The following is a 26,837-nucleotide window of genomic DNA, read 5'->3' as shown; positions in this document are numbered from 1 at the left end:
AACGTTTTAGTTCATAGGCACTTCAATTAAAAGAACCTTTGCTTCTTGTGTAACTTCAATATCTATACCGTTTGTTTCCCAAACTCCCATAGCATCTTTTTCTCCTAACATTTGTTCTCCAATTTTTAACTCTCCAGAAATTAAGAAAATATAAGCTCCGTGACCTTCTTTGTGTAAGTTGTAAGTTATTTTTTCACCACTTTCAAAATTTCCTAAATTAAAATAAGTTTGTTGGTGAACCCAAAGGGCATTTCCATTGTTATCGTCTTTAGGAGATACAACAGTTAAAAACTTATTTTTCCTATCTTCAGGAGTAAATTTTTTTTGATCGTAACGCGGTTCCACATTTTCTTTTTCTGTAAAAACCCAAATTTGTAGGGTGTTGGCACGTTCTGTTTTACTAGCATTAAACTCACTATGTTCTACCCCCGTTCCGGCACTCATCACTTGTACTTCGCCTTCGTGGATAACACCTTCATTTCCCATAGAATCTTTATGCTGAAGCGCTCCTTCTAATGGGATAGTGATAATTTCCATATTTTGATGCGGATGCGTTCCAAAACCCATTCCACCGGCAATAATATCATCATTAAGCACCCGTAAAGCTCCAAATTGTAAACGGTTAGGATTGAAGTAATTAGCAAAGCTGAAAGAATAATTAGCTTTTAACCAACCAAAATTGGCAGAACCGCGTGAACTTGCAGGATGAAAAACTTGTTTCATTTTTAAATAGTTATTTAATAGAAATAATTAATGTACAATCTGTAAACATTAGTAAATTTAGATTTTTTTAGTCAGTTTTACTGTTAGATAGCTGTTAAATCATGAGAAGCACTTCTATGACTCACGTTTACTTTATGCCGGGAATGGCGGCAAATCCCTCCATTTTTGAATACATACAGTTACCGGATGATCAATATACCATTCATTGGCTCAAGTGGAAGATTCCTTATAAAAATGAATGTATGCATTCTTATATAACGAGAATGCTGGAAGATGTAATACATCCTCATCCCGTTTTAATAGGAGTTTCTTTTGGTGGAGTGATTGTCCAGGAAATGGCAAAATTAATTCCAGTAAAAAGGTTAATTTTAGTTTCAACCGTAAAATCTAAACACGAGTTGCCGGCAAGGATGAAAATGGCTAGGAAAACTGGACTTTATAAAATTTTACCTACTAGTTTGGCCGGTAGGATAGGAGATTTAGAAAATTTACCTGTTGGTGAGTTCACCAAAAAACGGGCACATTTATACAAGCAATACCTTTCGGTAAGTGATAAAGAGTATTTAGATTGGGCCATTGAGCAAATGGTTTGCTGGGATCAGGAAGAACCTTTAAAAGGTACTATACATATTCACGGAGATAAAGATGTTGTTTTTCCTATTAAAAATATTGAAAATTGCATAATTCTTGAAGGAGGTACACATATTATGATTATTAATCGCTTTCGTTGGTTTAATAAACATTTACCTTCTTTAATTGAAGAAGGCAAATTAGCAGAAGAAAAAAATACTATTAAAAAAGATTGAAGATGAAGAACGTTAAAAATACATTAGTGGTAGTTGGAGCTATCGCAATTGCCGGATTAGGTATACAGGCAGTAAGTTCAATAACCCAAACTAAAGGAACAAATGCTGTAGCTGCCAAAGCCGATCCCGATAAAGAAAAAGCTGTAAAAGATTACAATGTTTATGCTTTATCGCTACCTGAGAACTTAAATTTTGCAGGAGAACATGTTCCGGTAGAAAATCCCGATATCTACGAAAGAATGGACCGTGAATTACTGGTAAATACCTATTGGCAATCTAACGGGTTGTTATTAATTAAGCGCGCTCATAAATACTTTCCTATTATAGAACCTATTCTTAAGAAAAACGGAATTCCAGAAGATTTTAAGTATTTAGCAGTGGCGGAAAGTGGCTTAACACAGATTGTCTCTCCCGCCGGAGCGACGGGTTTCTGGCAAATTATGGAAGCCACGGGTGAAGAGCATGGTTTGGAAGTAAATAGTAATGTAGATGAGCGTTATAATATAGAGAAATCTACCCAAGTTGCCTGTGAATATTTAAAAGAAGCAAAAGAACGTTTTGGAACATGGACGCTGGCGGCAGCTTCTTATAATGCTGGGAAATATGGTATAGAAAAACAGCAGGAACGCCAAGGTGTAACCGATTATTACGATTTGCTTTTAGGAAGCGAAACCGAGCGTTATGTCTTTAGGATATTAGCCATTAAAGAAGTATTAAACCATCCTGCTAAATACGGTTTTAATTTTGAAGAAAAGCATTTATATAAACCTATTCAAACTAGAAATATTTCGGTAGATACTGCTGTTACTGACTTCGCGAGATTTGCAAAAGATTTTGGCATTAATTATAAAATCTTAAAAATTCATAATCCTTGGTTAAGAGAAGCTCATCTTAACAATAAATCTCGTAAGTTGTACGAAATTAAAATTCCTGAAAAAGGAACTTACACGTACCAACCTAATGATTGAATTTGTACAGAATAATATATTTTTTACCTTAATTATCATTAATTATATTATTGCAATAGGTACAGCAATATTTATAATTCTTAATAACAGAAATCCCATAACGACCGTGTCTTATATTTTGGCATTGGTCGTTTTGCCTTTTTTAGGCCTTTTGGTTTACTATTTTTTTGGTCAGGAATACCGAAAAGATAAAATGTTTAAGCGTAAAAAGGTCTTTGATAATGAGACTGTAAAAAGATGGGAGAAAAAATTAATATTGAATGATTACCGGTTAGATAACTATGAAGCAGATTTTTTAAAGAATAAAGTGAATGTTGTAAAACTGCTTCAAAATAATCAACGTAAACCTCTGGTTTTTGGGAATGATGTTGAAATTTTAATTAATGGTGAAAAGAAATTTGAATCACTATTTAAAGATTTAGAGCAAGCAAAAAATCATATTCATGTAGAATATTATATGTTCAATGATGATAAAATTGGCTCGAAATTTATAGAAGCTCTTATTAAAAAATCTAAAGAAGGGATTGCTGTTCGGGTAAACTATGATTATGTAGCTAGCGGCATAAGCAATAAAAGCATTAAAAAAATGAAAAATGCTGGGATCGAAATTTTTCCTTTTATGCCGGTTTGGTTCCCTAATCTTACCAGAAAACTCAATTACAGAAATCACCGTAAAATCGTGATAATCGATGGGGTTATAGGTTATGTGGGTGGAGTAAATGTTTCAGATGAATACGTGAATCCTAACAAGACCGGTTATTGGCGTGATACACATACCAGATTGAAAGGAAATGTGGTAAAATCGATTCAGACCCATTTTTTATTGAATTGGAATTTTGTCTCTGGAAAAGAAATAGAAATCAATGATGAATTTTTCCCTGAAGTAGAAAAATGTGGTGAGATTCCGGTACAAATTGCAGCCAGCGGACCAGATTCTGATTATCCGCACATCATGGAAGCAATTTTCACAGCCATTAACGGAGCCGAAGATTATATCAGGATTACAACCCCTTACTTTATTCCGAACGACCAAATGCTTACTGCTTTAAAAACAGCAAGCAGAAGAGGAGTTGATATTGAAATTCTAATCCCGAAAGAAGGAGATTCTTGGGCAGCAAAATATGCAACTAACTCTTACATTTTAGAATTATTAGAATCAGGTATAAAAGTCTACCATTATTGTAAAGGAATGGTGCATGCCAAAACAATGGTGGTAGATGGTTTGCTTTCAACGATAGGCACTTCTAATATGGATTATAGAAGTTTTGAAATTAATTTCGAAATCACTGCTTTAATTTATAATGAAGTAATTAGTACTAAAATGAAAGAAATATTTGAAGAAGATACAGAGCATTGCGAAAAGGTAGATATAAAAGAATGGGAAGAAAGACCATTTGTAGAAAAAGTAAAAGAGTCTTTCAGTAGGCTTTGGGCACCATTGCTTTAATTTCTATTTAATGGTGAACACAGTTTGACCTAGCAATTTTTCTTCGTGGTCTAAAATCTGAGAAACGCCTTCAGCAACATTTTGGTAATTATACGTGTAAGATTTTTCGTAAGGTGTATCGTAGGGGAGAATTACCGTTCTATTGATATTCAAAATTTGTTTATCAGAACCAATGTAAAAAGTAGTAGGGAATCCTAATGAATGTTTCATCGTTCTAATAATAAAAGAATCGCGGTTATCTAATTCATCCACATAAACAATGTCAATAGCATTGTTGTATTCACGCGCAACTTTTTTCACTTGATGCTTTTTATCCCAGAATAAAACGATAAAGTCAATTTCATTCCTATATTTTTTAGCTATTTCATTAAATGCTGGAATTTCCCCTTTTCCGGGCACGCACCAAGAAGCATAGGTTAATAAGAAAATGGGTTTTTGGTAATCGTTGAAACAGTTTTTATTCTTACCAATGCAATTAATACTGAAGTTATCTATATAGGTTCCCACCAAGCAATGTTTGACAAGAGAATCGAATAAGAATTGAGCCCTCTCTGTTTTCTTATAACGGTAGGCTTTATTTGTTTTTTTGTTATAATCGTTAATATTTAAACTTATTGCTTCAGAAAAAAAAGTTTTGTCTTTATCAACACTATTCTGTGCTTGTGATAAAGAAAATATAAGTATAAATAAGATGATGGGTATTTGTTTTGTCATACACCAAAATATCTTTGCCGATATTAAATATACAAAAATCATCAATAAATCTAAAAGATTTGTTAATGATATGTTGTTTGGTGTGATAAAACTGTTAAGTAGTTGAGTAAAATTAGATTTTCTTCATTTGCTGCTTCATCATTCTAATTTGATCGTTCAGCATATTGTGTTTATCTAATTTTTGAGCTTCTTTTAAAAGCATTTGAGCTTCCCGTTTTCTTCTTTTGGTCATGGCAATTCCTGCTAAATTTAATTTTGCCATTGCCAAATCCTGACTCATTGAAAGTCCTAATTTGATGGCTTTCTTAAAGTATTTTTCCGCTTGACTAATATTAGTCTGAGAAACCATTAAGCCATGCAAGTAGTTATAATAACCTTGTTGTTTGGTGGTTAAAGCCGCCTCAGGGTTTTTAATTTTATCCAGCCATCTCTTAGCTCCCGGAAAATCTTGTTTTCTTAGTCTAAGAAAAGCCAACAGGATAATTTCATTTTTAAAGTATAGAAAAACAAAAATTCCCGCTAAAAGGATGAGTAAAATTCCATTACCAATATTGTTCTCCGTAAATTGGTAAACAGCATAGGCAACAGATAGAACAGCTAAAACTAACTTTATATTTTTATTGAACATGGGTTTTTATTTTTTCCGCGGCAAAGGTATAAAAAACAATCTAGAAATAATTTAAATTTCTTTTTGTGTGAGTGAAAAGATATTGTATATTTGCACGCAGTTTTAAAAGACGAAGATACTAAGAAGATTAAAGATATTTTATCATGAAAAGAACGTTTCAGCCATCAAAAAGAAAAAGAAAAAACAAGCACGGATTTAGAGAACGCATGAGCAGTGTCAATGGTAGAAAAGTCCTTGCAAGAAGAAGAGCAAAAGGAAGAAAGAAACTTTCTGTATCTTCAGAAAACAGACACAAACACTAATATGCTAAATTAGTGATTTTAAATATTTAAGGTGTTACTTATTCGTAACGCCTTTTTTTATATCCTAAAACTACTTATTTTTAAAGCCCAAACAAATAAACCTATTTCTAGTATGCCTAAAAACAAAGACCTTAAAAGTATTTTAATTATAGGTTCCGGTCCCATTATTATTGGTCAGGCCTGTGAGTTTGATTATTCTGGTACACAAGCTTTAAGATCGTTGCGAGAAGATGGTATAGAAACTATTCTTATCAATTCTAACCCGGCAACGATTATGACAGATCCCTCGATGGCAGATCATGTCTACTTAAAACCGCTTACGACCAAATCGATTGTCGAAATTTTAAAAGAGCATCCACAAATTGATGCTGTTTTACCAACAATGGGGGGACAAACCGCATTAAATCTTTGTATAGAGGCAGATGAAAAGGGTATTTGGGAAGATTTTAATGTGAAGTTAATTGGGGTAGATATCAATGCCATTAACATTACAGAAGATAGAGAGCAGTTTAGAGAGCTAATGGGGAAAATAGGGGTTCCTATGGCACCACAAGCTACAGCAACATCTTTTCTAAGAGGAAAAGAAATCGCTCAAGATTTTGGTTTTCCTTTAGTGATTAGAGCTTCCTATACTTTGGGAGGAGCAGGAGCTGGAATTGTATATAAAGAAGAAGACTTTGATGAAATGTTAAGTAGAGGTCTTGAAGTTTCGCCAATTCATGAAGTAATGATTGATAAGGCAATGATGGGATGGAAAGAATATGAGCTAGAACTTCTTCGAGACAAAAACGATAATGTTGTTATTATTTGTACCATTGAAAATATGGATCCGATGGGGATTCATACCGGAGATTCAATTACGGTAGCTCCAGCAATGACTTTAAGCGATACCACGTTCCAGAAAATGCGTGATATGGCCATTAAAATGATGCGTAGTATTGGTGATTTTTCTGGTGGTTGTAACGTACAGTTTGCCGTAAGTCCGGACGATAAAGAAGATATTATTGCTATTGAAATTAATCCGCGTGTATCTCGTTCTTCAGCCTTAGCATCAAAAGCTACCGGATATCCCATTGCAAAAATTGCTTCAAAATTAGCTTTAGGATATACCTTAGATGAACTTGACAATCAAATTACCAAGACAACTTCAGCTTTATTTGAGCCTACTTTAGATTATGTAATTGTAAAAATTCCGCGTTGGAATTTCGATAAATTTGAAGGTTCAGACAGAACTTTAGGTCTGCAGATGAAAGCGGTTGGGGAAGTAATGGGAATTGGCCGTTCTTTCCAAGAAGCACTGCATAAAGCGGCTCAGTCATTAGAGATTAAAAGAAACGGATTAGGAGCAGATGGGAAAGGATATAATGATTACGATGTAATTATCGATAAATTAACCAACCCGAGTTGGGATCGTGTGTTTGTAATTTATGATGCTATTCAATTGGGGATTCCGTTGAGTAGAATTCATGAAATTACTAAAATTGATATGTGGTTCTTAAAGCAGTATGAAGAACTTTATCATTTAGAAAAAGAGATTTCTTCTAAATATACCATCGATACGATTAATAAAGAGATTTTATTAGAAGCTAAACAAAAGGGCTATGGTGATCGTCAAATCGCTTATATGTTAGATTGTTTAGAAAGTGAAGTGCATAAAAAGCGTGAAGAGCTAAATATTAACCGTGTTTACAAATTAGTAGATACTTGTGCTGCAGAGTTCGAAGCACAAACACCTTATTATTATTCTACTTTTGAAAGTGAAGTTGAAAATGCCGATGGAACTAAGTATGTAGAAAATGAAAGTGTAGTTTCAGATCGCAAGAAAATCGTAGTTTTAGGTTCAGGTCCTAACCGAATTGGTCAAGGAATTGAGTTTGATTATTGCTGTGTTCACGGAGTTTTAGCTGCTTCTGAAGCAGGTTACGAGACCATCATGATCAACTGTAACCCGGAAACAGTTTCTACCGATTTTGATGTGGCTGATAAACTTTATTTTGAGCCTGTATTTTGGGAACATATTTACGATATCATCAAGCATGAAAAACCGGAAGGAGTAATTGTTCAGCTAGGGGGGCAAACCGCACTTAAATTAGCTGAAAAGTTAGACCGTTACGGAATAAAAATTATGGGAACCAGCTATAAAGCTTTAGATTTAGCTGAAGATCGTGGAAGTTTCTCAAAGTTATTACAAGATAACGATATTCCTTACCCTGAGTTTGGTACGGCAGAAACGGCAGATGAAGCCTTAGCTTTAGCTGATGAGTTGAACTTCCCAATTTTGGTAAGACCTTCGTACGTATTAGGAGGTCAAGGAATGAAGATTGTCATCAATAAAAAAGAACTAGAAGCACACGTAGTAGATTTATTAAGAAAAATACCTAATAATAAGCTTCTTTTAGATCATTATTTAGATGGTGCTATTGAAGCAGAAGCCGATGCGATTTGTGATGGGGAAAATGTGTACATTATTGGTATTATGGAGCATATTGAACCTTGCGGAATTCACTCGGGAGATTCAAATGCATTGCTACCTCCGTTTAATTTGGGAGATTTAGTGCTTCAGCAAATAAAAGACCATACCCGTAAAATTGCTTTAGCTTTAGATACGGTAGGTTTAATCAATATTCAGTTTGCGATTAAAGAAGACAAGGTTTACATTATTGAAGCGAATCCAAGGGCGTCGAGAACAGTTCCCTTTATTGCGAAAGCTTATGGAGAGCCTTACGTAAATTATGCTACTAAGGTAATGTTGGGAGATAAGAAGTTGAAGGATTTTAATTTCAATCCTAAACTGGAAGGTTACGCTATTAAACAACCGGTTTTCTCTTTTAATAAATTCCCTAAAGTGAATAAACAATTAGGGCCGGAGATGAAGAGTACTGGAGAGAGTATCTTGTTTATTAAAGATTTAAAAGATGATGATTTCTACGAGCTTTACGCAAGACGTAAGATGTATTTAACTCGATAAATTATAAATAAAAAAGGAGCTCCATAAGAGCTCCTTTTTTATTTCATACTATAAGCTATTTACCAGCTTTCTTGTAGTCCGTTTTCTAGGGCAGAATTGTATTTTTCCAGATCGAATTTATAAAGATCTGGCGCTTTGTGAGCTCCTCCTTTACGGGTTTCATTCAGTTTTTCTAAAATTCCATAGCGTGTCATTTTACGATAAAAATTACCACGGTTCAGTTTTTTATCTAAAATAATTTCGTAAAGCTTTTGTAATTCAGGCATCGTAAATTTTTCTGGAAGCAAATTAAGACCTACAGGTTTATAATTTAAGTCTCTTCTTAACTGAAGTAAAGCTTCATCAAAAATTTGTTGATGGTCCATCATTAAATCAGGTAATTCGCTAATTTCTTTCCATTCGCAACCATCAGAAATACCATCGATTATTGGTGTTACTGTTTTGTAATCGATTAAAGCATAATAGGCAATCGAGATAAAACGCTGTTTATGCCAAAGGTCGTCTGGGTAATCCTTAAAGAAAAATTCGCTTCTATTTTTTTTTCCGTAAGTTTTAAACTGGTTTAAAAATATATTTTTAGCTCCTGTTCTTTCTTTTAAAATTCGATTAGCACTTTTATCTAAATCTTCATCTTTTTTTAAATAGCCTCCCGGTAGGCCCCAAGCTTCAGAGTTATGTAATTTTATTAAAAGTACTTTGAGGGTAGTATCGTGAAAACCAAAAACAACGCAGTCAATAGAAATACTGGGGACAAACTCTTTTTTCAGATGTGGAGAAGCCTCTATTAATAGATTATATAATTTATTTTTCATAGCATTTATTTAGTTTCAAAAATAAGGGTAGTTTACAACTAATTCAAAATAAAATTTGTTGTAAAATATAATAATGTCTAATGAAAATGATAAAAACAAGAAAATATTAAAATACCTGTAGCGCTTAAATAAATTAAAATTCTTCAGTTCGAGTATTTTTTTTGAAAAAAAATGAGTTTTTATGGAGAACCAAAATTTAGATTCTAGTCCTGCTAGGTCTTCAATCGAAGTGGTGGTGTTGAGATTGAAAAAGTAGAATTTGCTAGAGATGACCAAATATTATTAACTCCGTAAAAAATCAAATTTATATTGTCATATAAGCAAATTTCTAAAGTTTTTTCATGAATTTTACTATGTTTCATTTTGAAACATTAAATATATTATTTAACATTGTACTCAATTGAAGCATTAAGTAAAATTGTTTACGAAAACGATGTAATATTAAGTAGCTATTTTTTCAATTTTTTGACGAATAAATTTTACTAGCATATAAATTATTAATGATAAGCCTGTATTAAATGCAGGTATTTTTTGAATTTAAAACTAAAAGTTTCGAAATGAAGCAATACAGTATTATGAAATTTACAAAAAATGCATTTCGGTTAATGTTCGTAGGAATTTCTCTTTTTGCAGCACAGCATGTAAATGCGCAAAAAGATCAAGAGCAAAAACTACCGGTACAAGATTCTATTACTTTAGAACAAGAATTAAAAGGGGATAAAAAAGGAAGCGATAGAAACGTAATGTTAAACGCGTCCAGTAATTCGGGTCCCAGAGATGTAAACATAGGTTTACCGGGTAGTGTGGGAGGTATCACCATTCTCGAAAACGATTTACCTGTAGTTTATCTTTTTTGGCCAGAATTACCTAACAAAACTTGGAGACAGAGTGTAAGTCTTCAAAGAACCGGACTTTTAAAAATGGATGAATTAGCCAGTACGATGGGTGATTTAGGTTTTGCCGTTAATTCCTATACACAAACCGGTACTGAAAAATTTCAATTAAAAGGGAAATTATCAGGAAGTCACTTTGGTTGGTTTCAAGGTGATGTAAATGTATCAGGGCCTATTTCTGATAATGGCTGGTCGTATACCTTAGGGGCATTTGTAAACTTCGATCCAAGTACCTATGATTTAGGTTATAACAATTATGCCGACCAAACCAAAATTTTTAGAGCGGGCATCACCAAACGTTTTAAAGATGGTAAGGGAGAATTTAATATTTCTTATAAATATGCAGATTCTTACACTACCACCAACTATGCAGTAATAGAATATGGACCCGATGGCGAAGCCAACGAAATAGATGATTTTAGAATTGGTCGCGATTCCTATATTGTAAGAGATGGTAAAGTACGTTTTAAAGATATTGATGGGGGTGATTATTATTGGGCATCAATGGATGGTAATGACAATACCAACACCTCTCATAATGTAGACATCTTTGGTAATTACCTTATGGACAATGGCTGGAATTTTAAATATTCTACACGTTTACATTTAGCGAAAGCTTCCTTATTGAATATTATTCCACTAAGTATTCTTAATGCCAATGCGGAGGATGGATATACTATTGCCAGTACCGGAGAAGCCTATACAGGAGCTGTAGGTACGCAATTAGGAATGAATAGCCCGGAAATATCTACAACTGCCATTATGGGAAGATTCTCCATCAATAAAAAAATAGAAGATCACCATGTAACACTCGGTATTTTGGAGCAATATTATGATATAGATAATTATTTGTCTAATCGTTCTCTTTTCTTTCAAACAGTAGAGAATCAGCCACAACGATTAATCGGTCCCAATACAGATGAATATGGGTTTTATGGCTATAATGGTGGTGCAGAATTTCACACGGGTATAGAAAACAAATTAGCGGTTTATGCTAGCGACGATTGGCAGGTAAGTGACCGATTTAAATTAAATTACGGAATATTCTTTAGACATCATCATATTGATGGAGAATACTCCTTACAACAGAGAGGTATCGATTTTACTATTCAGGATGCAGAAAAAACACCTATTAATAAAAACTGGTTCAATATAGCTGGAAAGGTCAATGCTTCCTATAACTTAACCAATAAATTTGGTGTATTGGCCAACTTTCAATATACCGAGGAAAATGGTAGGTTAGAAAGATATTCTGCTGCTTTGAGTCCAAATACTACTACTAGCAAAAGTCCACTAGGTGCTGCCGGTATATTTTATAATGGAGATTGGATTAGCTTGGTATCGCAGGTTACCTACTTAACTAAAAACAATTATCTAAAGCGTTTCAATCTAGTAAACCCTCAGGATGATACCCAGCAACAACAAACCACCACGTATTATGATATCGAAACATTAGGATGGACTACAGATGTCGTATTAACTCCATTTAAAGGTTTCAGTTTTCACGGACTATTAACTGTACAAGATCCAAAATATAAAGACTTTAATTTTTCTGCTTTTGGAAACAACTACGATTTTAGTGATAAAACCGTATTACAAATTTCTAAAGTTTTAATAGAATTAGATCCAAGTTATACCTATAAAGATTGGAAAGTTTGGGCAAGCTTTAGATACTTCAGCGAACAATATGCTAATATAAATAATGCATTGACTTTCGCGCCCAGATGGGAGAATTTTGGAGGTGTAAATTATAAATTCAACGATCATTTAAATTTTGGTCTTACGTTAGTAAACTTCTTAAATCAAGTGGGTGCCAAAGGAACCATTAATGGAGCTGAATTAATTGAAGATCCGGAACCGTATTATGGAAGATTGTTAACTGCTTCGTACATCCGTCCGTTTACCGCGCAACTTTCTGTAGGCTTTAAATTTTAAAAATCAATACCACCAAAAGCATCCAAACCTGGATGCTTTTGGTGATTATAAAATCATAGCATTATGAAAACAAAAACTTGTTTATTCCTAAGTTTAGCTTTAGGGATCCAAATAGGATTTTCACAAGAAGCTAAGGATATAAAAACCCTCACCAGTAAATCAGGAACCGTTTTAGGCTACAGTAAAAATTCTGGAGTTAAAATCATTAAAGACAATGGCGAATCTTTTAAAGATTTAAATAAGAATGGAGAATTAGATTCTTATGAAGATTGGCGGCTTCCCGTAGAAAAGCGTGCTAAAGATCTGGCGTCTAAAATGTCTGTTGAACAAATTGCCGGTTTAATGCTATACAGTAAACATCAATCCATTCCTGCCCGCGAAGTTGGTTTTGGTGCAGGAACCTATAACGGAAAGCCTTTTTCTGAAAGCGGAGCGAAAGCTTCAGCAATTTCAGATCAGCAAAAGCAATTTTTAAAAGATGATAATTTACGACACGTTTTACTTACTGCTGTAAAATCGCCGGAAGTTGCCGCTGAATGGAATAATAATGTGCAGGCCTATGTAGAGAGCTTAGGTTTGGGAATTCCCGCCAATAATAGTTCAGATCCACGAAATACAGCTACAGTTACTTCAGAATTTAATGCCGGAGCAGGGGGAACGATCTCCCTGTGGCCTGATGGCTTAGCCATGGGAGCGACCTTTGATCCAGAGTTGGTAAGACAATTTGGAGAGATAGCCGCTAAAGAATATCGTGCTTTAGGGATTACTACCGCACTTTCTCCGCAAATAGATTTAGGAACCGAGCCACGCTGGTACCGTATTGCTTATGTATTTAGCGAATCGCCAGAACTGGTAAAAGCGATGGGGAAAGCCTATGTTGAAGGATTTCAGACTTCAGGTAAAAATACTGAAATCAACAGTGGTTGGGGATACGAAAGTGTAAATGCAATGGTAAAGCACTGGCCGGGTGGTGGTCCGGAAGAAGGAGGCCGTGATGCTCACTGGGCGATGGGAAAATTTGCAGTTTATCCGGGAGATAATTTTAAAGACCATTTAAAACCTTTTACAGAAGGTGCTTTTAAATTGGATGGAGGTACTCAAAAAGCAGCTGCCGTTATGCCTTATTATACGATTAGTTTTAATCGGGATGATATTTATAACGAGAATGTAGGGAATGGTTTTAGTAAATATATGATTACAGAACTGCTTCGCGACAAATACGGTTACGACGGTGTGGTATGTACCGATTGGCTAATCACTGCCGATGAAGGAAAAACTCCGGGAACTTTTGCCGGAAAACCTTGGGGAACTGAAGCACTTAGTGTGGCTGAACGTCATTATAAAGTACTAAAAGCAGGAGTAGACCAATTTGGTGGAAATAACGAAAAAGGTCCGGTTTTAGAAGCTTACCAAATGGGCGTTAAAGAATTTGGAGAAGACTATATGCGTAAGCGCTTTGAACGTTCTGCGGTACGTTTGCTGAAGAATATCTTTAGAACCGGATTATTTGAAAATCCATATTTAAATATCCAAGAAACCAAAGGAATTGTTGGTAATGCAGAATTTATGCAGGCTGGCTACGAAGCGCAGGTGAAATCTGTCGTAATGCTAAAAAATAAAGATCAGGTATTGCCGATTAAAGAAAAGAAAACCGTTTACATCCCTAAAATTTATACGCCGATTTTAACCGATTGGTGGGGTATTCCTACTCCGGCAACATTTGATTATCCGGTAGATTTAGAATTGATCAAAAAGTATTACAAGATCACAGATAATCCAAAAGAGGCCGATTTTGCACTGGTTTTTGTGAGAAATCCACAAACTAAAGAAGCCGGTTATAGCGAAGTAGATCGTAAAGAAGGCGGTAATGGTTATGTGCCTATTTCTCTTCAATATGAAACCTATACCGCAACAACCGCCAGAGAAAAAAGTATTGCTGCCGGAGATCCTGTGGTAGATCCAGAAATCACCAATCGTTCCTATAAAGGAAAATCGTCAACCTCTTCAAATATAATGGATTTAAGAACCATTGAAGATACCAAAATGTTGATGGGCGATAAACCGGTTATTGTTTCGGTAACAGCAAATAAACCGATGATTTTTAGTGAATTTGAATCTCAAGTACAAGGAATTGTTCTCAACTTTGGGATTTCAACCCAGGCAGTAATGGATATTGTTTCGGGAAAACAAGAACCTTCAGGATTATTGCCTTTACAAATGCCAGCCAATATGGAAACGGTAGAAGCGCAACAAGAAGATGTGCCTTTCGATATGATTCCGTATCAAGATTCAGAAGGCAATACATATGATTTCGGTTTCGGTTTAGACTGGAATGGCGTGATTAAAGATAAAAGAACTTTAAAATTTAAAAAACAATAAAAATGAAAACTAAAATTATAGCTTTCTTGGGATTGTTTATGGCTGTTTTTCAGTTATCTGCCCAAGATGAGGTGATCAAACTTTACGACGGAAAAGCGCCCGGTTCTGAAGATTGGAATTGGGAAGAAGCACAAAAATTTTCCGATTTATTTAAAACTGAAGTGGTGTATAATGTGACCGATCCTTCGTTATTGGTTTTTAAACCGGAAACTCCAAACGGAACAGCAATTATAATCGCTCCTGGCGGAGGTTTTCAAACCTTATCAATCAATCGGGAAGGCATCGATTTAGCTAAAGAATTAGCTTCTAAAGGGGTAATTGCGTTTGTGTTAAAATATCGTTTAGTGCATTCTAAAACAGATTCTCCTGCAAAAGAATTAATGGAAAGTTTAAAAGATCGCGCTGATTTTGATGCGAAAAGAGTTAAAATCAAAAAATTGGCTGGGCAAGATATGCAAGCTGCTTTAAAATATGTAAGAGATAATGCAGCTCAATTTAATATCGCTAAAAACAAGGTGGGAGTGATTGGATTTTCTGCCGGAGCTACTGTAGCTTTAGAAAGTGTGCTTAGAAGTACAAGTAAAGCAACACTTCCTAATTTCGCAGCTTCACTTTATGGAGGACCTAGCGACGATTTAATGGCTCAGGATATTCCCAAAGAAATTCCATTATTTATTGCTGCCGCCAGCGACGATCAGTTAAAACTAGCTCCAAAAAGTATTGCTCTTTATAATAAATGGCTAGCAGCCGGATATCCGGTAGAATTGCATATGTATGCCAAAGGTGGTCACGGGTATGGAATGGGAACTCAAAATTTACCGGTAGATACTTGGTATAAGCGATATGAAGACTGGTTAACTCAATATAAATACCTCAATAAATAATAGTATATGAAAATGAACAAACTAAAGCTTTTAGCTTTTGTAGTATTAGGCTCTTTACAGCTGGCAAATGCTCAAAAAGCGCCTCAGTTAGGAAAAGCTTCTGTAGACGAAGTAATCCAGGCAATGACGCCGGAAGAAAAGGTAGAATTATTAGTGGGGCCCGGGATGCCTGGCTATGCAGGTTTGGTCCCTTTAGAGGGAGAGCCTGATGTACGTGTTTTAGGGCAAGCCGGAGGAAATGAAGAAGTGAAGCGTTTAGGGATTCCTAAGACCGTTTTTGCGGATGGTCCTGCCGGACTAAGAATTCAGCCAAAAAGACAAAACAATCCTAATACCTATTATGCCACTGCATTTCCTGTAGGAACTGCGTTAGCCTCTTCTTGGAATACCGATTTAATTGAAGAAGTGGGAAAAGCGATGGGAGAAGAAGTAAAAGAGTATGGTGTAGATGTATTATTGGCTCCTGCGTTAAACATTCATAGAAATCCATTAAACGGAAGAAACTTTGAATATTATTCTGAAGATCCTCTAGTTTCCGGTAAAATAGCTTCTGCTTATATCAAAGGAATCCAGTCACACGATGTAGGTACTTCCGTAAAACATTTTGCAGCAAATAATCAAGAAACTAATCGTTTATCGGTTAACGCCCATATTAGCGAGCGTGCGATGCGGGAAATTTACTTACGTGGTTTCGAAATTGCCATAAAAGAAGCCAATCCGTGGACAGTGATGACTGCTTATAATAAAATTGAAGGGACGTATGCTTCCGCTAATGAAGATTTGTTAATCAAGGTGTTAAGAGATGAGTGGGGCTATAAAGGAATGGTGATGACCGATTGGTTTGGCGGGTATCCGGGTTTCGCTGCTATTAATGAGAAAGGTAGTGTAAGTGATGTTATAGCGCAAATGGAAGCCGGTAACGATTTATTGATGCCGGGAACAAAAGCCCAAAAAGAGGCTTTACTAAAAGCTATTAAAGAAGGTAAGGTAGATGAGGCGGCTATAGATAGAAACCTGCGTCATATTTTAAATTATATTTTAAAAACGCCAACGGTAGAAAACTATAAGTATAGCGATAATCCAGACTTAAAAGCACACGCTGAAGTAACGCGTAATGCCGCTACTGAAGGAATGGTGTTGTTGAAAAATGAAGAAAAAACTTTGCCTTATACCAATAAATCAGGTACCGTTGCTCTTTTTGGAAATACTTCTTATGATTTTATTGCCGGAGGAACAGGAAGTGGTGATGTAAATGAAGCCTATACCGTTTCGTTATTGGAAGGATTAAAAAATGCTGGGTATAGCATCGATCAGGATTTAGAAAAAACCTACGTTCCTTTTGTAAAGGCAGCTACCGAAAAGGAAATGAAACGTCGTGCAGCAGAAGGTTTATTGGCCGCTGTACAACGTATTCCAGAGATGCCGCTGGCAAAAGAAATGGTAACTGAAAAAGCAGCATCTTCTGAAGTTGCCGTAATTACCATAGGTAGAAATGCCGGTGAACAACACGATAGAAAAATAAACAATGATTTCTATTTAGGTCAGGATGAAATAAAAATGATCAATACCGTTAGTGATGCCTTTCATGCTGAAGGTAAAAAAGTGATTGTGATTTTAAATATTGGTGGCGTTATTGAAACCGCCAGCTGGAAAGATAAAGTTGATGCCGTTTTATTAGCTTGGCAACCTGGGCAAGAAGGAGGAAATTCTGTTGCCGATGTAATTTCTGGAGTTAAAAATCCTTCCGGAAAATTAACAATGACTTTTCCAATGGATTATAACAACGAGCCTTCTGCAGCTAACTTCCCAGGAGTTCCTGCTAACGATCCTAAAGAGGTGTTTTACAAAGAAGGTATTTACGTAGGCTATCGTTATTTCAATACTTTTAATGTAAAACCCTCTTATGAATTTGGTTTTGGTGAGTCGTATACCACGTTCGAGTATTCAGATATAGCATTCAGCAGTAACAATTTTAAAGATGAGATCAAAGTTTCAGTAAAAGTTACCAATACGGGAAATGTTGCCGGGAAAGAAGTAGTTCAGGTATATGTTTCTGCGCCTTCAAAAATGCTTGATAAACCTTCAGAAGAATTACGAGCTTTTGGAAAAACTAAATTGCTCCAACCCGGAAAATCTCAGAAGTTAACATTCACTTTAAAGGCAAAAGATTTAGCTTCTTTTGTAGATGCTAAAAGTGCCTGGATTGCTGAAAAAGGAACCTATACCGTAAAAATTGGTGCCTCTTCTTTAGACATTAAAACTGCTGAAAATTTCAATTTAGCTAACGACATCACCGTAGAGAAAGTAAATAACACTTTTGATCTTGATGTAGATATGGAAACTCTGAAGAATTAAGATAAGTTATTCATTTAAATAAAATTATTTATGAAACTCATAAAAAATGTTTTTTATGTAATTGCAATTTTTCTAGCGGTTGCTTCTTGTAAAGAGAACAAAGAAGAAAGTCAGCAGGAAATTCAACAAAAAGAAACAAAAAAAAGACCCAATATTGTCTTCATTATTAGTGATGATCACGCTTATCAGGCCATTAGTGCATATGGCGGAAGATTGGCAGAAGTAGCACCCACACCTAATATCGATAGAATAGCTGATGATGGGATGTTGTTTAATCACGCCTTGGTCACAAATTCCATTTGCGGACCTTCAAGAGCCACTATAATGACTGGAAAATACGGTCACGAAAATGGGTTTGTGGATAATACGATAGGTAGTAAATTTGACTTTACTCAACAAACTTTTGGAGAGTTGTTGCAGGAAGCTGGCTATAAAACTGGGGTTTTAGGTAAACTACATTTAGGTAAAACCCCAACCAAAGGTTTTGATTATATCGATATTTTACCCGGGCAAGGTTCTTACTATAATCCCCTTTTTGTAAATAAAGAAGGGCAATACCAATTAGAAGGCTATGCTACAGATATTATCACTGAAAAAGCTATTAGCTGGATAGATTCCGTAAAATTGGATGACCAACCTTTTATGCTGTTCTTGGGGCATAAATCTCCGCACAGACCTTGGCAACCTGGTCCAGAAGAATTGGGGATGTACGAAGGTGTAGAAATTCCTGAGCCGGAAACCTTGTTTGATGATTACTCAGGCAATAGAAAAGTAGCATCTTTAAATTATATGTCTATCGCTGATGCGATGAAAATGGGGCAGGATATTAAAATAACCGATAAGCCACAAGCTGGTTTTAACAAAGCTCAGCAAAAAATGTGGGATTCAATATATGGTCCTATTAACGAAGAGTTTAAGAAAGCAAACCTTAAAGGAGATGAGCTCACCCGATATAAATATCAGCGTTATATGCGAGATTACTTAGCATCTGTAGCCGGTGTAGATAAAAGTGTTGGTCATGTTTTAGATTACTTAAAAGAAGCTGGTTTAGATGAAAATACGATTGTGATTTACACTTCAGATCAAGGATTTTATCTAGGAGAACATGGCTGGTTTGATAAACGATGGATGTATAAAGAATCATTAAGAACTCCATTATTGGTTAAATGGCCTGGAGTAATAAAAGCAGGAACAGAAAATAACGATCTGGTTTCGAATCTTGATTTTGCCGAAACTTTTCTGGATTTAGCGGAAACAAATATTCCTGATGATATGCAAGGAAGAAGTTTAGTACCTGTTTTAGAAGGGAATACTCCTGAAGACTGGAGAGATGCACATTATTATCACTATTACGAGCATCCTTCTGAACACGATGTAAGACGTCATTATGGAATTACTACAGATAAGTACAAATTAATTCATTTTTATTATGATATGGATGTTTGGGAACTGTATGATCTGGAGAAAGATCCTAGTGAGATGAATAATGTTTATGGTGATTCTGAATATGCAGAAGTTCAAAAAGAACTTCATAAAAAGCTCGAAGAATTACGCGTAAAGTATGAAGACAACGATAGCTTAAACCAAAAGTTTATCGAAGAATATAATGAAAAGGTGAAAAAAAATCCTCTAATTGAATATTGGAAATTATCCCCTGAAGAAAGACAGAGATTATTTCAGCGATATTCAAAAAATAAGAAATAGAACTTAGCACTTTTCAATAAAAAATCCGTCTCATTCATAAAGTGAGACGGATTTTTTATGCTTTCCTAAGAAATAGCTCTACTATTAGTTTTTAGGATTACCAATGCTTTTTTCCATTGCTTCAATTTCTATATTTGCAGCATCATTAATCGTCATTTCTGTAATAAAATCTTCTTTTGGCGTGCGTACTTTTTTCATATTCACCAACCAATCGTTCTCATTTTCGCGGTAGCCTAAAGGCAATAATAAAGTACTTTTATAGCCGGATCCTTTTAGTTGTAATAACTCATCTAATTTTTCTGGTAAAAAACCTTCCATCGGTGTAGCATCAACTTTTTGTTCCGCCGCTGCTGCAATTGCCATCGCAAACGCAATATAACTTTGCTTTGAAGCATGATGTGCGTGCCAATCTTCACCTAGTTGGGCGTACATACCCCAAAGATTGTTTTTATAATCATCCATCGTATCGTGAGGTAAACCGCGCTCATCTAAAGTATAATTAAATACTTCGGTGATACGTTCTTCGGTATATTTATCCCATGCGGCAAAAACCAAAAGATGGGAACAATCGATAATTTGGTTTTGGTTCCAAGCAATGTTTTTTATTTTTTCTAATAAGGCTTCATCAGAAATAACGATAATTTTATAAGGTTGTAAACCCGAAGAAGATGGCGATAAACGAGCCGCTTCTAAAATATAATCTAATTTATCTTGTGGTACTTTTTGACCATTCATTTTTTTGGTAGCATATCGCCACTGTAAATCATTAAGTAAACTCATAATTTTCAAAATTTTTATACAAAGTTAATTAGTTACACTTTAGTTAAGTAACTTTGTGACAAAAAGTAATAGTAACATTTGGGTAACCACTTTAACTCATGGAGATCGTAGAAAAAACTTCACCTTTAATCACTTGTTCACAAAAAATTAGGGCTATTCACGACACGATGGATGTTTTGAGCGGAAAATGGAAAATTTCGATTATTGCTTGTTTGTTTTTTCAACCCTTGCGTTATTCAGAATTATTACGCGAGGTTCAAGGAATTTCAGGTAAAATGCTGAGTCGAGAATTAAAAGATTTAGAAATGAATAACCTTATTCATAGAAGAGTAATAGATGCTAAACCGGTAATTGTTAGCTATGAAATTTCTGACTATGGAAAGTCTTTAAAACAACTCACCGATGCTATTGCCGATTGGGGTATAAAACATCGGGAAGAAATAATTAAAGAGTTTTAATTATTCTAATTCTTTAATCACTTTACATGGATTTCCTGCTGCCATCACATTGGCAGGAATGTCTTTGGTCACTACACTGCCGGCGCCAATAATACTTTTATCTCCAATGGTAACACCGGGGCAAATCGTTGCATTGCCACCAATCCAAACATTTTTACCGATAATAACGGGTTGGCCTTTTTCTACAAGAGTAGCGCGTTCATCGGCATTGGTAGGATGTACTGCCGTGTAAATTTGCACGTTGGGCCCAATCATTGTTTTATCACCAATTTCTATGTTAGCTAAGTCTAATAGCGTACAGTTAAAGTTAAAAAATACACCTTTGCCTGCTTTAATGTTATAACCATAATCGCAGTAAAACGGAGGTTGAATAAAAGTAGCTTTACTGGAATTGAGCAATAATTTTCTGATGATCTGTTTTTGCTGCTGAAGATTTTCGGGAGCATTATGATTGAGTTGATGCAATAATTTTCTAGCTTCTAAACGTTCTTTACTTAATTCTTTATCAAAGGGATTGAAATATTCTCCAGCGAGCATTTTTTCTTTTTCTGTTTTCATTTTTTAGTTGAAATTTTTGCGTTAGGGACAGAGGCTTTGTTGGAGCTCTTTTTAAATTCCTGCCTATGCAGGAATTTAAAAAAGCGACTGCCGATGGCCTGACCCGATAGGGAAACGCCCAAATATTATATAACAGTTACTACATAATTAGATAAAAGTGCAATCACGATGGCGAGTCCAAAACTAAGTAAAGTCCCAATGAGAATGTACTCGGTAAGCTTGCGGTCTTTCGATTCGGTAAGGTCGCTAAACCTAAAAATAGACTTGGCAGCAATTAAAAAACCAACGCCTTCCCAATGCTGAGTCGCAATAAATAAAAATACGAGCAAGCGCTCTAAAATACCAATGTACTTTCCGGCGTTTTCGAGTGATTCATCCTTTTCTATTTCAGTGTTAGGTTTGTAGATCGAAATCAAAGTTTTAATCATTATCGATGCTGGATTGGTCAAGAAAAAGGCACCGGTGAGGTAACACAGGAGCACAGGAGAAATTGTAAAATGAATACTTTCTCGCTCGACTAAAAAGTAAAGCCCGAAAATTACTAAAAAATGAAAGAGTTGGTCAAGAAAAAAGAGTAAACGTCGGTTATTTTCATTCTGAAAACTGAGTTTCCAAGCATCGATCGCTAGATGGGTTACGGCAATAATTAATGGAATGTACCATAATTTTAAGTTCCACAGAAAGAGAAAGTTTAGCAGTAAATGAATGCCTATATGAAAGTATAGTTTATTGGAAGCTAATTTCTTGCTCTCTTTTTCTTTTACCCAAGCGTAAGGCTGAAGCAGAAAATCGCCCACCAAATGTGCTAAAATGAGTTTGAGCAATAAAATCATAAAATCGAATTTATTTTCTGTTGAAAAATTTTGTTGAACTCGGCTAACTGACTTAAGCTTGCTCGTTTTTGACGTTCACTTACTGTGTTTTGTTTAATACCAATCAATTCTCCCAGTTGTTGCTGATTCATCTCGGGATTTTCTAGACTCAATTTAACGATTTCTGCGGAATTAGGTGTCCAATGATCCATCGCAATTAAAGTTAATTGAAAATAAACATTTAATTCTTCATCTAATGTTGAGTTTCCGGTATTGATAAGCAAATTGGTTTTTTCGCGTTTTAGCTTTTCAAAAACTTCTCCGGAACGTATGAAAGCACTTCCATTAGCTTCAGAAATGGTTTTGGCTTCATACGATTTTTCGCCAATCCCAATCGCCATTCTTGCGTCGAGTTCTTTCATCGTTTTTAAACAAGCTTTTATATAAATGCATTGCCAAAAAACCTGTAGTGGATCTTTAATTTCTATCTGAAAACTATCACCTCTAAATATCTCCCAATCTAATTGCTCTTCTCCTAGACTTTGAAGTGCAGATCGAATTTTCTCCAAATAGTCTTTGGGGAGTTTAACCGATTGTGAATTGATTATATCTCCTGTAATTATACTAGTCATAATTCAAATATCGTTTAAATAGACGATAAATGCAAATATCGTTTTAAAAGTTGATAATTTTAATTATCATTCTAAAAGTCGATATTAATTCCAAAAAAGAATTTAAAATTTAATTGTTAAACCTTAAAACTATGTAACCAAAGTCACGTGATTTTAAAGTGAGATGAAGTAAATTTGTAAGAGAACAAAACTTCGCTTTTTCTATGGAAAATCTAGAGGCCGCAAGACTTCAAATGGCAATCACACTCATTTTCCACATCGTATTTGCATGTATTGGTATGGTGATGCCTTTTTTTATGGTGATTTCTCATTATAAATGGTTAAAAACCCGAAAAGAAATTTACTTAAAACTTACTAAAGCTTGGCAGCGTGGAGTAGCCATTTTCTTTGTAACAGGAGCCGTTTCAGGAACGGCACTATCCTTTGAACTAGGTTTACTTTGGCCAGAGTTTATGAAACATGCCGGGCCTATTATTGGGATGCCATTTTCCTTAGAGGGTGCTGCTTTTTTTGTAGAAGCTATAGCCCTCGGTTTTTATTTGTACGGATGGAAAAAATTGCCGGAAAAATTTCATTGGTTTACCGGAGTAATTATAGGGATTTCCGGTGTAATGTCTGGTATTTTAGTAGTTGCTGCCAATGGTTGGATGAATGCTCCTTCTGGGTTTACCTATGAAAATGGCGTGTTTTCAGATATCAACCCCATAGAAGCGATGTTGAATGCTGCTTGGTTTACGCAAGCTTTGCATATGACGTTGGCAGCATTTGTTGCTACCGGTTTTGCAGTTGCAGGAATTCATGCATACCAAATCTATAAAGGACGAAATATAGAACTGCATAAAAAAGCTTTTCGAATCGCTATTATTTTCGCGGCTATAGCCGCTTTATTACAACCCATTAGTGGAGATATCTCAGCTAAAGATATTGCAAAGCGTCAGCCCGCTAAACTCGCCGCTTTAGAAGCACATTATGAAACAGAAAAAGGTGCTCCGCTTTATATTGGAGGAATTGTAGATGAAAAAAATCAAGAAGTAACCTACAAAATTGAAATCCCAAAAGCACTTTCTTTCTTAGCCTTTGGCGATTTTGATGCGGAAGTAAAAGGATTGAACGATTTTCCTAAAGATGAACAACCCCCTGTAGCGATCGTTCATTATTCATTCCAAATTATGGTGGGTATCGGGGTTTTGTTAGCTATTGTCGGTTTGTTTTACCTCTTAAGTTTAAAATGGAAACACTGGCAAAACCATCGAAAATTTTGGTTGTTATTCACTTTAATGGCTCCACTAGGGTTTATTGCTTTAGAAACGGGTTGGATTGTTACTGAAGTCGGAAGGCAACCGTGGATTATTTATCAAGTGATGAAAACCAAAGATGCTGTGACCCCTATGCCGGGAATTTTCTATAGTCTAATTACTTATACCGCCATTTACATTGTACTTACTTGCGTCGTAAGTTGGTTGTTAGCAAGGCAAATTAAAGTGTTGAACCAAAACGAAGCTTAATATGTTAACCGTAGTTTTATTCTTTTTGTTTTTCTCGTTGTTTCTGTATGTATTATTGGCAGGAGCAGATTTTGGAGGTGGAATCATCGAGCTGTTTTCTTCACCTAAAAATCAAGAGAAAACCAAAAAAACCATTTATCGAGTGATGGGACCTATTTGGGAAGCTAATCACATTTGGATTATTATTCTTATAGTGATCTTATGGATTGGTTTTCCGCAGTATTTCAACATTTTTGTGGTCTATTTACATATCCCAATTACCTTAATGTTATTAGGGATTACCATTCGTGGTTTGGCTTTTATTTTTAGGCATTACGATGCCGTAAAAGGGCGATCACAAGGTTCTTATAATGCACTTTTTAAATTAGGAAGTATATTGAGTCCATTATTTTTAGGAATTATTTTCGGAGGATTAATAGGTGGACACATCAATCTATTCTCAGAAAACCCTAACTTAAGTTTTAAAGAAATATATATAGATGGTTGGTTCAATATATTTTCCTTATTAATAGGTCTTTTTTACATCACACTTTGTGCATTTATTGCTGCTAACTTTTTGATTGGAGAAGCTTCAGACGAAAATGAATTAAATTTATATCGAAAAAAGGCTAGTTATTCAACAATAGCTTTAGTGCTTATTGGTTTTGTTATCCTAGTTTATGGTTATTTCAATGAAATAGCATTTGTTATTGATTTTATTGAAAATAAGTATTCGATTATTGCGGTAGTTATTTCGGGAATTGTTTTAATTCCATTGTGGGAAATGATTAAACAAAAAAGAAAAGCTTGGGCCAGAATTTTGGCAGGCGTACAAGTTTTTTTAGTGGTTTCTGCGGCGATGTTGGCACATTTTCCTGATGTTATTATCACTTCAACTAAAGAAATAAGTATTTTAGAAGGGGTGGCTCCCGATAGTGTTATTCAATTTTTAGGAATTGCATTGCTTATTGGGGGAGCTATTATTTTACCGGGACTTTATCATTTAATGAAGTCTTTTCAACTAATTAAATTATTTAAATAATATATATGGTAAAAGAAATCACTTTAATTGCCGCAGCGGTTTTCGGAATATTAGCTATTGTTTTAGGTGCTTTTGGAGCACACGCATTAAAGAAGAAATTTACAGAAGACCAATTATCCAGTTTTGAAACTGGAGTAAAGTACCAAATGTATCACGCCATTTTATTATTGATCATAGGTCTTAATTTTCCGTTGGTAAATATTCTAGAGCAGTGGATGGTTTTCTTTATCATTGTGGGGGTAATTTTATTTTCCTTCAGTATTTATGGATTATGTATCTCTTCCAGTAGGGGTAAGAAAATAAAAATTCTTGGGCCAATAACTCCGCTTGGAGGACTTTCACTAATCATTGGGTGGATCTTAATGTTAGTGGTTTTCCTAGATTATGGCTTTTATTTAGGAACGTAAGGAATCATCTAGCTATTTTTTATACTATTCCTTAAAGCAAAAGCAGGTACAATGGTGCGACCTGAAATCTACAACATAAAAAAGCTCCTTAAAAGTAAATCTAAGGAGCTTTTTTATTAGTGTTTTTTTACTACCTACTTAATTCCAATACTTGAACACTTTCGTTACCATCAGTAGATTTCCATACTTGATTTTTAGATTTATCACTCACAATAATCCAAGTTTTGTTAAGTGCAGATTCATCCTTTTTGTCAGTATTTTTAATGATGATATAATCATTATGTAATTCATACCTGAATTCAGACTGGTCGGTATAATCGTTCTGAAAAACATTATAGTTAATATCTTTCATTCCCTTTCCGTTTTTCTTAAAAGTGATGGTACCAATATTTTGTGAAGTAGTATTCTGACCTTTATCGTTAATTACTTCATATTTATCAATATTCCATGTATTAACAATATTGGGCGAACAACTCGCTAATGAAATAATGCCTACTAAAAGTAAAAGTTTTCTTTTCATAAATATAATTTTAGATAAAAAAACGATTTTAATATTTTTTAAACCCTTGATTTTACAGAGATTTAACTTTTTTAATCATTTAATTCTACCTGTACACGATATTTTTCTAATTCTTTTTGAAATTCAGCAGAATCGAAGTCAATATGATGAAATTCTTCATCTCTTTTACGTTTCAACTGCGTACGTTTCATACTTTTTAGGAAGCGGAGCACACTTTTACGTCTAGATAAAATAAGGCCGGGAACTTTCGTGCCTTTTCCGTTTTTATCTTTAGCCACCATTGTAATGTAAGAAGAATTGCAATGCTTGCTTTCACCGGTTTGAATATTTTCAGCTTCCACGCGAATCCCGATGACCATGGAGCTGGTTCCCACATAATTTACAGAAGCTTTCATCGTCACCAATTCACCAATTTCAATAGGTCTTAAAAAATCTACGGTATCGACACTAGCCGTTACACAGTATTGTCCGCTATGTTTAGAAGCACAAGCAAATGCAATTTGGTCTAATAACGATAAAATATAACCTCCGTGAATTTTTCCATTAAAATTAGAATGGGAGGGAAGCATCAATTCAGAAATAGTTACTTCAGATTCAGAAACGTGTTTAAATTCTTTACTCATAAA

The 26,837-nt window shown here is 35.0% G+C and carries 24 protein-coding genes; 14 read left to right on the top strand and 10 right to left on the bottom strand.

The window, feature by feature from the left end; translation table 11 throughout:
* Nucleotides 1-6 precede the first annotated feature (6 nt).
* The gene (locus FVB9532_RS14730) at nt 7-723 is read right to left on the bottom strand and encodes a pirin family protein (protein ID WP_150545941.1); all 717 of its coding nucleotides are present in this window, start codon (nt 721-723) and stop codon (nt 7-9) included.
* A 116-nt stretch (nt 724-839) separates the two neighbouring features.
* Here FVB9532_RS14730 and FVB9532_RS14725 point away from each other — a divergent pair, with 116 nt between their 5' ends.
* The 3 genes from FVB9532_RS14725 to cls are packed head-to-tail and all read left to right on the top strand — an operon-like array spanning nt 840 to nt 3,944.
* Nucleotides 840-1,529 (top strand): alpha/beta hydrolase family protein, encoded by a 690-nt coding sequence (locus tag FVB9532_RS14725; protein WP_228482361.1) that lies wholly within the window; start codon nt 840-842, stop codon nt 1,527-1,529.
* Nucleotides 1,530-1,531: 2 nt separating this feature from the next.
* On the top strand, nt 1,532-2,497 hold the full coding sequence (locus tag FVB9532_RS14720) for a lytic transglycosylase domain-containing protein (RefSeq protein ID WP_150545940.1): 966 nt from the start codon (nt 1,532-1,534) through the stop codon (nt 2,495-2,497).
* A complete protein-coding gene (gene cls, locus FVB9532_RS14715; RefSeq protein WP_150545939.1) occupies nt 2,490-3,944 on the top strand; it encodes a cardiolipin synthase in 1,455 nt (484 codons plus the stop codon). The genes FVB9532_RS14720 and cls overlap by 8 nt, the downstream gene beginning before the upstream one ends.
* Before the next feature lie 3 nt (nt 3,945-3,947).
* Here cls and FVB9532_RS14710 read toward each other — a convergent pair whose 3' ends face one another.
* Together FVB9532_RS14710 and FVB9532_RS14705 are read right to left on the bottom strand one after the other, a co-directional pair.
* Entirely contained in the window at nt 3,948-4,658 is a 711-nt protein-coding gene (locus tag FVB9532_RS14710) for a TlpA family protein disulfide reductase (protein WP_194716559.1), read from the bottom strand.
* Between the two features lie 112 nt (nt 4,659-4,770).
* Nucleotides 4,771-5,286 (bottom strand): DUF2892 domain-containing protein, encoded by a 516-nt coding sequence (locus tag FVB9532_RS14705; protein WP_150545937.1) that lies wholly within the window; start codon nt 5,284-5,286, stop codon nt 4,771-4,773.
* A gap of 143 nt (nt 5,287-5,429) precedes the next feature.
* Here FVB9532_RS14705 and rpmH point away from each other — a divergent pair, with 143 nt between their 5' ends.
* Together rpmH and carB are read left to right on the top strand one after the other, a co-directional pair.
* On the top strand, nt 5,430-5,588 hold the full coding sequence (rpmH, locus tag FVB9532_RS14700) for a 50S ribosomal protein L34 (RefSeq protein ID WP_027883745.1): 159 nt from the start codon (nt 5,430-5,432) through the stop codon (nt 5,586-5,588).
* Between the two features lie 112 nt (nt 5,589-5,700).
* On the top strand, nt 5,701-8,556 hold the full coding sequence (gene carB, locus FVB9532_RS14695; RefSeq protein WP_150545936.1) for a carbamoyl-phosphate synthase large subunit: 2,856 nt from the start codon (nt 5,701-5,703) through the stop codon (nt 8,554-8,556).
* 59 nt (nt 8,557-8,615) lie between these two features.
* Here carB and FVB9532_RS14690 read toward each other — a convergent pair whose 3' ends face one another.
* On the bottom strand, nt 8,616-9,368 hold the full coding sequence (locus FVB9532_RS14690; protein WP_150545935.1) for an NUDIX hydrolase: 753 nt from the start codon (nt 9,366-9,368) through the stop codon (nt 8,616-8,618).
* A gap of 557 nt (nt 9,369-9,925) precedes the next feature.
* On the opposite strand from FVB9532_RS14690, the gene FVB9532_RS14685 reads away from it, so the two are divergent.
* From FVB9532_RS14685 to FVB9532_RS14665, 5 genes are all read left to right on the top strand, one after another.
* On the top strand, nt 9,926-12,196 hold the full coding sequence (locus FVB9532_RS14685) for a TonB-dependent receptor (RefSeq protein WP_150545934.1): 2,271 nt from the start codon (nt 9,926-9,928) through the stop codon (nt 12,194-12,196).
* 63 nt (nt 12,197-12,259) lie between these two features.
* On the top strand, nt 12,260-14,575 hold the full coding sequence (locus tag FVB9532_RS14680) for a glycoside hydrolase family 3 protein (RefSeq protein WP_150545933.1): 2,316 nt from the start codon (nt 12,260-12,262) through the stop codon (nt 14,573-14,575).
* Between the two features lie 2 nt (nt 14,576-14,577).
* Entirely contained in the window at nt 14,578-15,459 is an 882-nt protein-coding gene (locus tag FVB9532_RS14675) for an alpha/beta hydrolase (RefSeq protein WP_150545932.1), read from the top strand.
* A 6-nt stretch (nt 15,460-15,465) separates the two neighbouring features.
* On the top strand, nt 15,466-17,814 hold the full coding sequence (locus FVB9532_RS14670) for a beta-glucosidase (protein WP_228482360.1): 2,349 nt from the start codon (nt 15,466-15,468) through the stop codon (nt 17,812-17,814).
* Between the two features lie 30 nt (nt 17,815-17,844).
* A complete protein-coding gene (locus FVB9532_RS14665; RefSeq protein WP_150545930.1) occupies nt 17,845-19,518 on the top strand; it encodes a sulfatase family protein in 1,674 nt (557 codons plus the stop codon).
* An 84-nt stretch (nt 19,519-19,602) separates the two neighbouring features.
* On the opposite strand, the gene FVB9532_RS14660 is transcribed toward FVB9532_RS14665, so the two are convergent.
* Nucleotides 19,603-20,298, bottom strand: coding sequence for a nitroreductase family protein (locus tag FVB9532_RS14660; protein WP_150545929.1), 696 nt, complete (start codon nt 20,296-20,298; stop codon nt 19,603-19,605).
* Nucleotides 20,299-20,396: 98 nt separating this feature from the next.
* Here FVB9532_RS14660 and FVB9532_RS14655 point away from each other — a divergent pair, with 98 nt between their 5' ends.
* Nucleotides 20,397-20,756 (top strand): winged helix-turn-helix transcriptional regulator, encoded by a 360-nt coding sequence (locus FVB9532_RS14655; RefSeq protein ID WP_150545928.1) that lies wholly within the window; start codon nt 20,397-20,399, stop codon nt 20,754-20,756.
* Here the strand turns inward: FVB9532_RS14655 and FVB9532_RS14650 are convergent, their stop codons facing one another.
* From FVB9532_RS14650 to FVB9532_RS14640, 3 genes are all read right to left on the bottom strand, one after another.
* The gene (locus FVB9532_RS14650) at nt 20,757-21,314 is read right to left on the bottom strand and encodes a sugar O-acetyltransferase (RefSeq protein WP_150545927.1); all 558 of its coding nucleotides are present in this window, start codon (nt 21,312-21,314) and stop codon (nt 20,757-20,759) included.
* 125 nt (nt 21,315-21,439) lie between these two features.
* A complete protein-coding gene (locus FVB9532_RS14645) occupies nt 21,440-22,147 on the bottom strand; it encodes a DUF3307 domain-containing protein (protein WP_150545926.1) in 708 nt (235 codons plus the stop codon).
* Nucleotides 22,144-22,758 (bottom strand): transcriptional regulator, encoded by a 615-nt coding sequence (locus FVB9532_RS14640; RefSeq protein WP_150545925.1) that lies wholly within the window; start codon nt 22,756-22,758, stop codon nt 22,144-22,146. The genes FVB9532_RS14645 and FVB9532_RS14640 overlap by 4 nt, the downstream gene beginning before the upstream one ends.
* Before the next feature lie 203 nt (nt 22,759-22,961).
* Here FVB9532_RS14640 and FVB9532_RS14635 point away from each other — a divergent pair, with 203 nt between their 5' ends.
* The 3 genes from FVB9532_RS14635 to FVB9532_RS14625 are packed head-to-tail and all read left to right on the top strand — an operon-like array spanning nt 22,962 to nt 25,691.
* Nucleotides 22,962-24,263, top strand: coding sequence for a cytochrome ubiquinol oxidase subunit I (locus tag FVB9532_RS14635; protein WP_150545924.1), 1,302 nt, complete (start codon nt 22,962-22,964; stop codon nt 24,261-24,263).
* Nucleotide 24,264: 1 nt separating this feature from the next.
* Nucleotides 24,265-25,284, top strand: coding sequence for a cytochrome d ubiquinol oxidase subunit II (locus FVB9532_RS14630; RefSeq protein ID WP_150545923.1), 1,020 nt, complete (start codon nt 24,265-24,267; stop codon nt 25,282-25,284).
* 5 nt (nt 25,285-25,289) lie between these two features.
* Nucleotides 25,290-25,691: a DUF423 domain-containing protein gene (locus FVB9532_RS14625; protein WP_150545922.1), complete on the top strand. Its 402-nt coding sequence runs from the start codon at nt 25,290-25,292 to the stop codon at nt 25,689-25,691.
* Between the two features lie 130 nt (nt 25,692-25,821).
* Here the strand turns inward: FVB9532_RS14625 and FVB9532_RS14620 are convergent, their stop codons facing one another.
* The gene (locus tag FVB9532_RS14620; RefSeq protein ID WP_150545921.1) at nt 25,822-26,211 is read right to left on the bottom strand and encodes a lipocalin family protein; all 390 of its coding nucleotides are present in this window, start codon (nt 26,209-26,211) and stop codon (nt 25,822-25,824) included.
* Between the two features lie 71 nt (nt 26,212-26,282).
* Complete coding sequence (locus FVB9532_RS14615) at nt 26,283-26,834, bottom strand: acyl-CoA thioesterase (RefSeq protein WP_150545920.1); 552 nt, start codon at nt 26,832-26,834, stop codon at nt 26,283-26,285.
* Nucleotides 26,835-26,837: the final 3 nt, after the last annotated feature.

It is taken from the genome of Mesonia oceanica, from assembly GCF_902499555.1.
Classification (GTDB): Bacteria; Bacteroidota; Bacteroidia; order Flavobacteriales; family Flavobacteriaceae; genus Mesonia; species Mesonia oceanica.
This window is presented reverse-complemented; position numbering and strand designations above follow the sequence as displayed.